This is a genomic window from Planctomycetaceae bacterium (genome assembly GCA_041398785.1).
Lineage (GTDB): Bacteria > Planctomycetota > Planctomycetia > Planctomycetales > Planctomycetaceae > JAWKUA01.
Genome location: JAWKUA010000007.1, coordinates 119,713 through 133,157, shown reverse-complemented (window position 1 = coordinate 133,157; position 13,445 = coordinate 119,713). Strand labels below are relative to the sequence as shown.

Below are 13,445 nucleotides of genomic sequence, written 5' to 3'. Positions count from 1 at the left end.
GCTCGGTTCAGATCTTACAGTTCGCGTCCCGAAAACGAAAACTTCGCTCCGGAACCCGCTCATGTCCAGCGCCGCCGAACCGACATCCAACGATGAACACCAGCAGTTGGTCAATGAACTTCGCTGGAAAAAGTTCCCCGTGCTGGATGACGGATTCGTTTGTCTGGTCGATGTTATGGGCGACGACAGCAGTGTCGTCCAGGCGGCTCGCGTGAGTTACGGTGAAGGTACCAAACGCGTTTCCGACGACCGCACGCTGATTCGGTATCTGCTTCGGCATCGCCATACGACTCCGTTCGAAATGGCGGAAATCAAGATTCTGGTCCGCGTGCCCATGGATTGCTGGCGGCAGTGGATTCGGCATCGCACGGCCAATGTCAACGAATACAGCACCCGGTATTCTCTGGCGATCGACGCCGCTCAGACGACGCCTGCCGATCAGTGGCGGACCCAGGCGGAATCGAACCGGCAGGGCAGCGGTGAACCGCTCGCCGCCGAGCTGGGAGAAAAGCTGACTCAGCAGGAAGCGGATTTGCATCAGCAGATGAAGAAAGTCTATACCGAACGCATTGAAACCGGCGTCGCCCGGGAACAGGCTCGCAAGGACCTTCCGCTGTCAACTTATACCGAAGCTTATTGGAAGATCGATCTGCATAACCTGCTGCATTTCCTGGCGCTGCGAATGGACAGCCACGCTCAACTGGAGATTCGCAGTTATGCCGCCACGATTGGCGAGCAGATCGTGCAACCGCTGTTTCCAGTCGTGTGGGAAGCGTTTCAGGATTACCGCATGAACGCCATGTTTCTGACGCGACTTGATTGCGGCGTCGTTCAGCGGCTGACCGCCAATGCGGCATCGTGCGGCCAGTCACCTCCGTTCAGCGAAGAAGCGTTTCTGGCGGCTCAGGATCCCGCATGGTCCTCGCTGACACGCAGCCGTGAGCGCGACGAATGCCGCGGCAAGCTTCACCGACTGGGACTGTTGAGTTCCGGAGATCTGTAGACGAATGACACTCGTCGATCGCGATGACCGGAGGCTCCGCCCCGTCATGGTGACGTAACGACCAGCAGATTGTGGCAGGCTGATGGCACTGGGAATTGATCCCACAGTGGATTTTGCATTCAAGTTGCTGCTGGGAAGTCCGGAGCACCCTCGCGTTACGATTCACTTTCTGAACGCGGTATTGGATTTTTCGGAGCCGGTCACGGAAGTTGAGTTCCTGAATCCGATCCTGGGAAGGGAACGATCCGAAGACAAGCTTGCCATTCTGGACGTGCTGGCCCGGGATGCGACCGGGCGGCAATTCAACATCGAAATGCAGACGACGCTGCCGACCCACCTTCCCAGGCGCCTGACGTATTACAACTGTCTGAACTACGTCCGCCAGATTTCCGCCGGCGAACGGTATCTTCGATTGCGCCCGGCGCTCAGCATCTGCGTGCTGAGCAGGACGCTGTTCGGTGAGTTTGACGAAGCCCACCTGAGTTTCCGGCTGCGATGCGACCAGCAGCCGCTGGTGTTCACCAATGACCTGGAATTCCACACTCTGGAGCTTCCCAAATTCCGATCGGAGGGCCGGACGATTGCGCAGTTTTCCAGGCTGGAGAAGTGGCTATACTTGCTGAAGAACGCACGCGACGCCGACGCGGAGGAATTGGTTCACGTTCTTGATGAACCGGAATACACGGAAGCCGTGGAGATTCTGAACATGATTTCGAAGACACCCGAAGACCGGCAGTTTTACGAAGCCCGCATGAAGTTCCTCCATGATCAGGAAGCTCGCCTGATTGCCGCCAGGGAAGAGGGGCTTCAGACGGGAATTCTTCAGGGACGAGAGCAGGGCATCGAAGCCGGACGCCAGGAAGGACGCCAGGAAGGACGGAACGAGGGTCAGCGGCAAGGGCTGATCGCGGGACGAATCCAGATGTTGCAGGAGTTACTGGGCGATGCCGTTTCGTCGATGGACGATCTCGGCAACCGCTCCGCCGCTGACTTGTCGTTGCTGCAGGATCGGCTGCAGGAACGTCTGCGAAATCGCGACTCCTGAATCGCCGACAGCTTTCCCGCCGCGCCCGCGCAATGCGGCTTCTGCCGCGTGATCGCTTCGGTTTGGCTCCATGACGCGATCCCGTGCTCGGTGTGATCGGCGTTGCCGGAGTCATGCATCAGACTTCGGGAGCGGTCTCCACTATTGAGCGCTGTTCATGTCAGGACGCAGTTTTGCGGCGGACCGAAGGTAAACATGTTCGATTTCACGGGGAGTCCGTTTGCTGTTGACGTGCAGCAAGACGCGAATGCACAGTGGCATCGATCCCGGCACCGGAATCTCACGGGCACACAGCAGGGGGACAGTGTTCATTCCGATGAGCCGTGCTGCTTCGGCGGGAAACAGTGAATGCAGATCATCGGTCGTTGTGAACACGGCGGAAATCACATCGTCGAAGTCGGTGATTTCGTTGCGGTGCAGAATCGCTTCGATCAGCTCGCGCGTCGCTTCGCGAATCAGGCCCGGTTCGTCTGCGTCCACGCAGGTAGCTCCGCGAATCCCACGAACGGCCATTGTCAGAACTCTCCCACGCGAAATGAACGATCGGGCAGTGTTTCTCATGCGGTATCTTCCCGCAAGTCAGGGGCTGCCGCGGGAACGTGAATCCCCGCTGAAAAACACAGATTCTCTGGATTCTGAACGGCATTTCCTCTGCTTGAAGTTTGAATCCGCGGTTGCTACCGTTCCCGCTCGTTTCGGCCGCTGCCGGCCCCTTTCAACAGCGTCCCAACCTGTTGTGCGACAATGGGTTGAGGTTTCTTTCGGGCAGTGTCATTCCGCTGCTCACACTCCTGCGCGGCTGCGCAGCAGTGGCAAGTTCATGAGGTTCATACTCGATGGCTGACCATAAGTACGTTTACGTTTTCGGTGATGGCAAGGCTGACGGCAATGCAACGCAGAAGTCTCTGCTGGGCGGCAAGGGGGCCAATCTTGCGGAAATGAGCCGCATCGGAATGCCGGTGCCGGCGGGGTTTACCATCACGACAGAAGTCTGCACGTATTTCTACGCGAACAATCGTCAGTATCCGCCGGAACTGCGGGATCAGGTCAACGACGCGATTCGCAATGCCGAACAGGTGATGGGAAAGAAGTTCGGCGACGCCGAAAATCCGCTGCTGCTGTCGTGCCGTTCCGGTGCCCGCGAATCCATGCCTGGCATGATGGACACGGTGCTGAATATCGGTATCAACGAAAAAGTCGTCCAGGCTCTGATTCGCCAGTCCGGCAACGAACATTTTGCCTGGGATAGCTACCGCCGCCTGATCCAGATGTATGGCGACGTCGTGCTGGGTCTGAAGCCGGAAAGCAAAAATGATCCGGACCTGTTTGAAGACATCCTGGAGAAAGCGCTGCATAAGGCCGGCGTCGACCATGAAAAGGACCTGTCGGTTGATGTGCTGAAGGAAATCGTGACGCAGTTCAAGGCCGTCATCAAAAAGCACGCGGGCATCGATTTTCCGGAAGACCCGATGGAACAGCTCTGGGGCTGCATCGGCGCTGTGTTCGGAAGCTGGATGAACGACCGTGCGATGGTGTATCGTCGCCAGTACGGCATTCCGCACGACTGGGGTACAGCGACGAATGTGCAGGCGATGGTGTTTGGAAATCTGGGAGACGACTGCGCTACAGGAGTCGGCCTGACTCGCAATTGTTCCGACGGAACTCCCGGGTTCTGCGGTGACTATCTGATCAACGCGCAGGGTGAAGACGTTGTGGCGGGAACTCGCACTCCCAAGCGAGTCGAACAGACGCTGTCGGAAGACGCACCCGAAGCGTTTCAACAGCTCGACAACATCGGCAAGGCGCTGGAGCAGCATTACAAGGACGTTCAGGACATTGAATTTACCGTGGAACGCGGCAAGGTCTGGATGCTGCAGACTCGCAACGCCAAACGAACCGGTTTTGCGGCGGTTCGCATCGCCGTCGATCTGGTCAACGAAGGTCTCATTGACGCAAAGACCGCTCTGGAGAAGCGACGGATTCCGGCGGACGACCTGAACCAGTTGCTGCAGCCGATTTTCGATCCAAAGGCCAAGGCGCGAGCGGAAAAGGAGGACCGTCTGCTGGCCAAAGGTATCAACGCCGGGCCGGGAGCTGCCACGGGACAGATTGTGTTTCATGCGTCCGATGCTGAAGCCACATGGAACGCCGACAACAACGCACAGTTGGTTCTGGTTCGCAAGGAGACCAGTCCGGAAGACCTTCGCGGAATGAAGGTCGCCAGAGGAATTCTTACGGCGTTCGGGGGAGCATCCTCCCATGCGGCTCTGGTCAGCCGACAGATGGGAAAGACGTGTGTCTGCGGCTGTTCGGCACTTCACATCGACTACGAAGCGGGAACCGTCACGGTCGGAAAAACGGTCCTGAAGGAAGGCGACTGGATTTCCATCGACGGTTTCAGCGGCGAAGTCTTCAACGGTCGTATCGACACCACGCCGTCGGAAGTCATGGAAGTTCTGATGGGCAACAAGAAGCCCGAAGAATCCGAAACGTACCAGCGATACGCTCAGTTGATGGCGTGGGCTGATGAGCACCGCACGCTGAAAGTGCGAGCCAACACGGAATCGCACGACGCGGAAGCTTCCGTCCGGCTCGGTGCGGAAGGCGTCGGGCTGTGCCGCACGGAGCACATGTTCTTTGATCATCTGGACGAAATTCGGGAGATGATTTTCTCACGGACCAAGGCCGATCGCGCGAAGGCACTGGCCAAGCTGCTGCAGTTCCAGAGAGATGACTTCACGCACCTGTTCAAGGTGCTGGGAGACCGGCCGGTCACGATTCGTCTGCTCGATCCGCCATTGCATGAGTTTCTTTCGCACCACCATCTGCAGGAAGATGAGGAACTGGCAAACAAGCTGGCGGAGGCGTTTGGTGTGACTCCGGCGGATGTCGATCGGCGTGTGCATGAACTCGTGGAAACGAACCCCATGCTGGGACACCGCGGCTGCCGCCTGGGTATCGTCTACCCGGAAATCACGGAAATGCAGGCTCGCGCAATCCTGGAAGCCGCGTGTAACCTGAAGAAGCAGGGCATCAGTTGCTTCCCGGAAATCATGATCCCGCTGGCCGGATACAAGTCAGAAGTGGACAACCAGACGAACGTTATCCGGGAAACCGCGAAGACCGTGTTTCAGGAGCAGGGCGTCGAAGTGGATTTCATGATCGGCACCATGATCGAAATTCCGCGTGCGGCACTGACTGCCGGAGAAATCGCAAAGACCGCGGAATTCTTCAGCTTCGGAACGAACGACCTGACGCAGACGTGTCTGGGTATGAGCCGCGACGACTACAAGGGCTTCATCGGCTACTACACCGAGAACGACATCGTCCCTGCCGACCCGTTCCAGACTGTTGACCCCACGGGAGTCGGCCGGCTGATGCGCATCGCTGTCGAAGACGGCCGCAGTACTCGTGAAAACCTGAAGATCGGCATTTGCGGCGAACACGGCGGCGACCCGCGTTCGGTCTATTTCTGTCACGAAATCGGACTGGACTACGTCAGTTGCTCGCCACGCCGAATTCCGATTGCCCGGCTGGCAGCCGCTCAGGCCGCTGTGGCCGGATCGTAGGACGCCGATACCGGGGTCTGTGACGGCGGAATTCGCCGTCTTTCACGTTGAACAATCGCGGGAGGGCTGTCACAATCCCCGCCTGCTGTACCTGCCCTCCGCATCGAATACCGGATTGATAACGACATGGACCGCCAACGCATTGAGCGTCAATTGAAGCTCGCTCAGGAAGATCTTTTGCGCTGGGAAAAACAGCTCGATGCGCAGAAAGTGGACGCGAAGAAACGGTCGAAGAATCCGAAATGGCGGTCGCTGAATGCCGATGTCAGGGCTCTAAAGCGGCGGATGATTGCCGTGAAGGGCATCGAAGCACGCGAAGCCGCCGCTGCGGAACGTAAGGCTGCAAAGCAGGAAGCCGCAGCCTCCGCCGACGAATGATTCGAAGTTCGCGCCCGCCCGCTCCGGTCGGGCAGCAACTCGTTCGCGCGGGAAGTTGACTTGCTCTGACGCTGCACTTGCCGGCATTGCGTGGACCGCCACGGTCTTCAGCGCTATTCAGCCATCGCAGCTTTCGTCATGATGACGACCGGGGAGTCAGATCGACGACACCGCAGCCGCAGCTTTCATTGTCCCGCAAAGGCCGCCGGAGATTCGCCGGACTCAGGGCGGACAACGCCGCGATCGTGTCGTCGGTGGGCAGTCCGGGCGGCGAATCCGATCTGCACACCTGCTGCGGCGATTTCGTACCGGCTTCCGTTTCTGTGTCGACGTGCAAATGATTCTATCTTTCGGCGCAGTTCATCAGATTGGCGCACCGTTTGCCTTTGTACTGTCGGTACGATCGCGGTAGACCGTACGCCGACAGTTCGATAGAACGTGGTCGAACACGGCCACGAATTTATCAGAAACGGATTGGGAACAGATCACGATTGTGAGTTGGCGAAACGGCTGTTCTGCCGACAGCTTGCAGTTGGAACCAGTTACCTTTTCGCCGTCGCCTTGAAGAATCCCGGTTCGGCATGTTGCACACGACCCTGACAATTGCCACGACAGTTGCGGTAACGCTGCACGCGTTGCTCGGGTGCTGTGTCCATCACGCGCATTCGGCGGATTCGCGACACGCGAGCGTTGCCGGTGCGGATGAATGCCGGCACCATCACGGCCAGCCACGACATCCGTCAGTGTCTCATGACGTTGATCACGAGGACGCGACGGAACGGCACTCCGACGATCCGTCTCCGGGCGGTCCCGCACCGTGTGATGAGCCGGATTGCCGCTACGTGACGGCTGAACCTTCGGACGAAGCGGGTATCGGGCTGGCAGCGTCGGACCGGTTTCCGGCGTTCAGCACTGACGCCGCGACGACGCTTTCCCGCGGTTGTACCGTCCGGCCTGCCGGACTGCCGAATGCTGTGGGACGGCAGTTCCCGGCGCAGCCCCTGCGCGCGCAGTCGCAGGTGTGGCGACTGTAGACGCCGGAATCGCACAGGCAGGCGTCTCGCTGACGGACGCAGTCAGCCGGCTTCGCGCGAGTCTTTCGCGCGGCGATTGATCCGGTCGGGCTGAACGTCGAACGCTTCCTGGTCATTGCCATTGACGCGAGAGTCCCGGCGACCACGTCAACTGACTTGCTGGTCGGCTGCGGCCCTGCGTGCGGATGTTCTCATCGACGCGCAGCATTGCACGTGAATCATTTCCAACCGGCGCGAAATCCCGCGTCGTTCTCCAGTCGGAAGCCTCAGACGATGAACAACGTACTCAGGAAAATCTCCGTCAAGTGGCTCTTGATCGTGACGTCGGCGGTGATTGCGATCGCGGCCGGAGTTTCCAGGAATACCTGGGTACCGGTGGCCAACACCTGGGTGCAGCGCGTGATCGCGTCGTTCCGGCCGACCGGCGCGGCGGCGGATGCTGACGGCCACGGAGAAGAACCGGATGCTCATGCCAGCCACGATCATTCAGGCCACGATCACGCAGCCCACGCCGGTCATGAGGAGACCGAGTCGCTGGAACTATCGGACCAGGCGCTTCGCAACATCGGCCTGACGGCGGACACGCTTCGGCCCGTCAGCCTGCAGACGTTTCGCAGGTCGATTACGGTGCCGGCGATCGTTGCGGAACGGCCCGGGCGCACTCGCGTGCAGGTGGCGACACCCATGACCGGCGTCATCACGCACGCGCACGTCGTCCAGGGCGAAGCCGTTGAACCGGGAACGCTGCTGTTTCAGATCCGGCTGACTCACGAAGATCTTGTGCAGGCGCAGACAACGTTTGTGATGACGCTGGGGGAACTGGATGTCGAGCGGCGTGAGATCGCGCGCCTGTCCGACGCTACACAAAGCGGTGTCGTTCCTCGCCGAACACTGCTGGAACGCCAGTACGCCAGCGACAAGCTGGTATCGTCGCTGCAGGCTCAGCGGGAGGCGCTGCGGCTGCACGGGCTTTCGGAAGCACAGATTCAGCAGATTGAAGCTGCCCGGCGGCTTCTTCGTGAACTGCAGATCTTTGCGCCTTCGGTCGACGATCACAGCCATGATGAACTCATGCTTTCCGGCCAGCCGTTCCAGCCGACTTCACTGCCTTCGCAGAACGGCGGCAATCGCGGCAGCGAATTCGCAGCAGGAACCAACTCCGGCCGTGTTCGCTCACAGCACGACGAAGAAGACCACAGCGACCACACCGGACCACTCGTCGTTCAGGAAATGAGCGTTCACAAGGGACAGTCGGTCAGCGCCGGAGAAATGCTGTGCATTCTTGCGGACTACGAAGAACTGTTCATTGAAGGGCTGGCGTTCGAACAGGACATCAGCCAGCTTCGCCGGGCATCCGAAAACGACTGGAAGGTCGACGCGATCTTTGATCAACCCGGCGAACTCAGACACGAAGTCACCGGCCTGGACATTGAATATCTGGCGAATCAGGTCAACACGGATTCCCGGACGCTTCACTTTTACGTCCGGCTGCCCAACGAAATCACACGCGACAAGCGATCCGACGGCAATCGCTATGTGGAATGGCGATACCTTCCCGGCCAGCGACTCCAGCTTCGAGTACCGGTTGAGGAATGGCCGGAACAGATCGTGCTGCCGGTGGAAGCGATCGCTCGCGAAGGCACGAGTCGTTCGTCTTCCGGCAGAACGGCAGCCATTTTGACCGCGTCCCGGTGCATGTTCAGTACCGCGACCAGTACTCAACGGTAGTCGCCAACGACGGTTCTCTGTTTCCCGGCGACGTCATTGCCATGCCGCGCTCACCAGATGCAAATGACTCTGCGAAACCAGTCCGGCGGCGGAGCGGACCTGCACGCGCATAGTCATTGGCGATAGTCATTGAGTCGAGTTGAGAGTTGAGGATATTGAGATGTTTCGCTTCGAGAAGCTGATTGTTTGGCAGACGGCGGTGGAGCTTGCTGACAACATTTACGAGGCCACAAATCATTTTCCGGTTGATGAGCGATTTGGACTGACCAGCCAGCTCCGTCGCGCAGCGGTATCGGTCTCAGCAAACATTGCCGAAGGAAGCGGCCGCGGAACCAACCCGGATTTCGCACGATTCGTCGAGATTGCGTACGGATCTGTCATGGAAGTCGTCTCCGAAATGGTGATCACAAGGCGGCGAGGCTGGGTCTCCGAATCAGGCTTTGATGCGGTCTATCGCGACGCCGACGAACTGGCACGAATGCTCAGTGGGCTTCGAACCAGTTTGAAAACCGAAACGAAGTAAGCACCGTACTCTCGACTCTCGACTCCGGACTTTCCCCAATGCTGAATTCCATTATCAGATTTGCACTTCGTCAGCGGCTGCTTGTGGTTGCGGTGGCGTTGTTTTTGGTTGGGTACGGAACGTGGCAGGCGACGCGGGCGCAGATCGATGTGTTTCCGGATCTGAATCGTCCGCGCGTTGTCATCATGACCGAAGCCCCGGGACTGGCGCCGGAAGAAGTCGAAACCCTGATCACCTTCCCGATTGAAACCGCGATGAACGGAGCCAACGGAGTTCAGGCGGTGCGCAGTTCGTCGGGAGTCGGCATTTCCGTGGTCTATGTCGAGTTCGACTGGGGCACCGACATCTACAATGACCGTCAGGTGGTCAACGAACGGCTGCAGCTTATTCAGGACCGAATGCCGCCCGGCGTCAGCCCGACTCTGGCTCCGATTTCGTCCATCATGGGCCAGATACTGATGCTGGGAATGTGGGAGGAGGGTCGAGAGCTAGGAGTCGAGGGTCGAGGGGAATCGCAGAGCAATGTTCGCACTCTCAACGCTCAACTCTCAACCGCGGACTCACTTCGGCTGCGGACTCTGGCCGACTGGGTGGTGCGGCAGCGGCTGCTGACGATACCAGGAGTATCGCAGGTCTTTACGATGGGCGGCGGCCGGAAGCAGTTTCAGGTGCTGGTGGACCCGGACGCGATGCTGCGTTTCGGAGTCACGCTGCCGCAGGTCCGGCTGGCCGTGCAGAACAGCAATGAGAACGCGACGGGCGGCTACCTGGACGAACAGGGCCCCAGCGAACTTCTTGTCAGAGCTCTCGGTCGCGTGCAGTCGATCGAAGATCTGCAGAAGGTAGTGGTCACGATTCGCGATGGACAATCCGTGGCTCTGGGTCAGATCGCCCGGGTGATCGAAGGCGCACAGGTCAAACGCGGCGACAGCGCGGCCTATGTCCGCGTCGAACAGGACACACTGGCGAAACGAAACGTCGAAAGCCGCGGAGATTCGGAATCGCTGGTGTCGCCCGACAGGGAAACGGCGAACGCGGATGTTTGGTCCGGCGGACCGGCCGTCATTCTGACCATCAACAAGCAGCCGGGAGCCGACACGCGCCGCGTGACGACCGACATCATGAACGCCATCGATGACCTGCGATCGGCGCTGCCGGCCGGCCTGCGGATTGAGCCGCTGTATATGCAGAAATCATTTATCGATCGCGCGGTCGCGAATGTGGTCGAGGCCCTGCGCGACGGCGGCATTCTGGTCGTCATCATTCTGTTTCTGTTTCTGCTGAATCTTCGCACCACATTCATCACGCTGACCGCGATTCCGCTGTCGCTGGTGATGACGGCGATTGTGTTCGCATTCTTCGGGCTGTCGATCAACACGATGACTCTGGGGGGCCTGGCGGTGGCCATCGGAGAACTTGTTGATGACGCCATCGTGGACGTGGAAAACATCTTTCGGCGACTTCGCGACAATCGCCGCAGCGCCGATCCGAAGCCCGCACTGCTGGTTGTGTTCCAGGCGAGCGTGGAAATCCGTAACTCGATCGTCTTCGGGACAATGATCGTCATTCTGGTGTTTGTGCCCCTGTTTGCTCTCTCAGGCATGGAAGGCCGACTGTTTGCTCCGCTGGGAGTGGCCTATATCGTTTCCATTCTGTCGTCGCTGGTTGTTTCACTGACGGTCACGCCGGTGCTTTCCTACTGGCTGCTGGGCCGGCAGAAACTGAACGAACAGAAGCATGAACAGGACGGACTACTGCTGCGGTGCATCAAGCGGATCGGGGAAATCGTCATTCGATTCAGTCTGCGGCTTCCGGCTTTGAATCTTGCTGTCACGGTCGCAGCCGTGATCGTGGCCGGCTGGTTTGCCGTCAGTCTGGAACGCGACTTCCTGCCACCGTTCAATGAAGGAGCAATTCAGTTGAATGTGGTGCTGCCGCCGGGCACGTCGCTGCAGACTTCGAACGACATCGGCCACCGCGTGGAACAGCGGCTTCGTCAGATCGAAGACGTCGTGAAGTTCGTGCGCCGCACCGGTCGCGCGGAACTGGATGAACACGCGGAAGGAGTCAACATGAGCGAGATCATTATCGAGCTCAACCCCGACTCGCCGCGTTCCCGGGAACAGCAACTGGATGAGATTCGGGAAGCGATGGCCGACATTCCCGGCATTGTCACAGCCGTCGAACAGCCGATCGCTCACCTGATTTCCCACATGCTTTCGGGCGTGAAGGCTCAGATCGGCATCAAGATTTACGGCGACGACCTGGACCTGCTGCGTCGCGGAGCCGCCCGGATGGAAGCCGCCATCAGACCCGTCCCCGGAGTGACCGACCTGCTTGTTGAACCGCAGGTCACGATTCCGCAGCTTCGCATTGAACTCGACCGCGACAAGCTGTTGCTGTACGGACTGACGCCGGTGGAAGTCAATCAGTTCATCGAAACCGCGATGAACGGCCAGGTGGTTTCCGAAGTGCTGACCGGTCAGCGCACGTTCGACCTGCTGATTCGCCTGGACGAGAACTATCGCGAAGACCTGCAGGCTCTGCGCCGCCTGACGATTGACCTGCGCGACGGCGGAAAGCTGCCGCTGGAAGCCGTCGCACGCATCTATGAATCCGGCGGGCCCAACACCATCAATCGCGAAAATGTCCGACGACGAATTGTCCTGCAGTGCAATGTCTCCGACCGTGGTGTCGTAGACGTCGTCCGGGACATCAAGCAGCGAGTTCAGCCGGTTGTGGCGTCACTTCCGTCGGGTTACTTCGTCGAATACAGCGGGCAGTTCGAAAGTCAGCAGTCCGCCTCCCGCGTCATCGGTGCACTGTTCGGCGTGTCGCTGATCGGAGTGTTTCTGGTGCTGTTTTCGATGTTCCGTTCCATCAACCTTTCGCTGCAGGTGATGGCGGCGCTGCCGATGGCGTTTATCGGTTCCGTGGCGGCTCTGGTTGTGACGGGACAGACGCTGACGATTGCCGCGATGGTCGGTTTCATTTCGCTGGCCGGCATCGCGTCCCGCAACGGGATTCTGCTGCTGAACCACTACCTGCACCTGGTGCGATACGAAGGCGAATCCTGGACGAAGGACATGATCGTCCGCGCCGGTCTGGAACGGCTGGCTCCGGTCCTGATGACGGCTCTGACATCGGGAATCGGGCTGGTGCCGCTGGTGCTGGCCGCCGGCGAACCGGGCAAGGAAATCCTGTACCCGGTCGCAACCGTCATTCTGGGCGGGCTGATCAGTTCCACGCTGCTTGATTTCTTCGTGCATCCCGCGTTGTTCTGGCTGTTCGGATTGAAGGAAGCCGAACGCGTGGTAACCGATGCGAAGTCGGAAGCCGCACTCACCGAAATTTCGTAACCACGTTTGCGCTGAGCGATGCGTCGAACGATTTTCCGCCGTGTTGTGGAATTCGGCGGCCCGTTCACGAAGCGTGGCACTGCCCTTCGCCGTTTACGATCGACCGCAGCATGTCCGCGGTGACCGTTGTCAGGTCGCTGACGTGAGCATCCGCGCGATGCAGTTCTTCGCGCGTTCGACCGCGGCTGACGACGCCAAGGCAGCGGCTGCCGGCGGCCAGAGCCGCTTCGACGCCCGGCGGCGCGTCCTCCAGAACGACACAGCGGGACGGGTGCAGGCCCAGCCCGCGAGCTCCCAGCAGAAACACTTCCGGGTGAGGCTTGCCGATGGTCACGTCGACTCCCGTGATGACCGTCGAAATCAATTCGTTCGCGTTCAAAGCGTCCATCACCGCCTGAACATTCGGCGGCGGAGCACTCGACCCGATCGCCATCGGAACGCCTTCGGCCGCCAGATTGCGAAGCAACTCCACGGCTCCCGGCATCGCGGGAAAGTCTTCGGCGATTGCCCGGCGAAACAGAGCTTCCTTTTCTTCGTCGAATTGCCGAATCGTTTCGTCCGGCAGTTCATCGCCCAGCAGGCTTCGCAGCACTTCGCGGCTGGTGCGCCCGAATCCGGTGGCGAAGTCCGCTTCCGTGCAGGCCCAGCCGTACTTTGTCATCGTCGTCCGCCATGCCTGAAAGTGAGCGTCATACGAATCGACCAGGACGCCGTCGACGTCAAAGATCACACCGAATTCCGAATTGTCAGTCATCGTGATTCCTGAATGCAGCAGGCTGACAGCGGACATAAGCCGCTCTTCCGGC

At 59.4% G+C, this 13,445-nt stretch carries 10 protein-coding genes; 8 read left to right on the top strand and 2 right to left on the bottom strand.

Annotated elements, in window-relative coordinates; all coding sequences use genetic code 11:
- The first annotated feature begins 61 nt into the window (after positions 1 to 61).
- Complete coding sequence (gene thyX / locus R3C19_10370) at positions 62 to 1,003, top strand: FAD-dependent thymidylate synthase (GenBank protein MEZ6060757.1); 942 nt, start codon at positions 62 to 64, stop codon at positions 1,001 to 1,003.
- A gap of 82 nt (positions 1,004 to 1,085) precedes the next feature.
- Positions 1,086 to 2,048 (top strand): Rpn family recombination-promoting nuclease/putative transposase, encoded by a 963-nt coding sequence (locus R3C19_10365; protein MEZ6060756.1) that lies wholly within the window; start codon positions 1,086 to 1,088, stop codon positions 2,046 to 2,048.
- 141 nt (positions 2,049 to 2,189) lie between these two features.
- On the opposite strand, the gene aroH is transcribed toward R3C19_10365, so the two are convergent.
- Complete coding sequence (aroH, locus tag R3C19_10360; GenBank protein MEZ6060755.1) at positions 2,190 to 2,561, bottom strand: chorismate mutase; 372 nt, start codon at positions 2,559 to 2,561, stop codon at positions 2,190 to 2,192.
- Positions 2,562 to 2,884: 323 nt separating this feature from the next.
- Here aroH and ppdK point away from each other — a divergent pair, with 323 nt between their 5' ends.
- The 6 genes from ppdK (at position 2,885) to R3C19_10330 (ending at position 12,639) form a co-directional block, all read left to right on the top strand.
- Positions 2,885 to 5,617, top strand: a complete 2,733-nt coding sequence (gene ppdK, locus R3C19_10355; protein MEZ6060754.1) for a pyruvate, phosphate dikinase — start codon at positions 2,885 to 2,887, stop codon at positions 5,615 to 5,617.
- 126 nt (positions 5,618 to 5,743) lie between these two features.
- Positions 5,744 to 5,995 (top strand): hypothetical protein, encoded by a 252-nt coding sequence (locus R3C19_10350; GenBank protein ID MEZ6060753.1) that lies wholly within the window; start codon positions 5,744 to 5,746, stop codon positions 5,993 to 5,995.
- A 743-nt stretch (positions 5,996 to 6,738) separates the two neighbouring features.
- A complete protein-coding gene (locus tag R3C19_10345) occupies positions 6,739 to 7,029 on the top strand; it encodes a hypothetical protein (protein ID MEZ6060752.1) in 291 nt (96 codons plus the stop codon).
- 273 nt (positions 7,030 to 7,302) lie between these two features.
- Positions 7,303 to 8,757, top strand: a complete 1,455-nt coding sequence (locus tag R3C19_10340) for an efflux RND transporter periplasmic adaptor subunit (protein ID MEZ6060751.1) — start codon at positions 7,303 to 7,305, stop codon at positions 8,755 to 8,757.
- 160 nt (positions 8,758 to 8,917) lie between these two features.
- Entirely contained in the window at positions 8,918 to 9,280 is a 363-nt protein-coding gene (locus R3C19_10335; protein MEZ6060750.1) for a four helix bundle protein, read from the top strand.
- A gap of 38 nt (positions 9,281 to 9,318) precedes the next feature.
- Positions 9,319 to 12,639, top strand: a complete 3,321-nt coding sequence (locus R3C19_10330) for an efflux RND transporter permease subunit (protein MEZ6060749.1) — start codon at positions 9,319 to 9,321, stop codon at positions 12,637 to 12,639.
- Between the two features lie 64 nt (positions 12,640 to 12,703).
- Here the strand turns inward: R3C19_10330 and R3C19_10325 are convergent, their stop codons facing one another.
- Positions 12,704 to 13,393 (bottom strand): HAD family phosphatase, encoded by a 690-nt coding sequence (locus R3C19_10325; protein ID MEZ6060748.1) that lies wholly within the window; start codon positions 13,391 to 13,393, stop codon positions 12,704 to 12,706.
- Positions 13,394 to 13,445 lie beyond the last annotated feature (52 nt).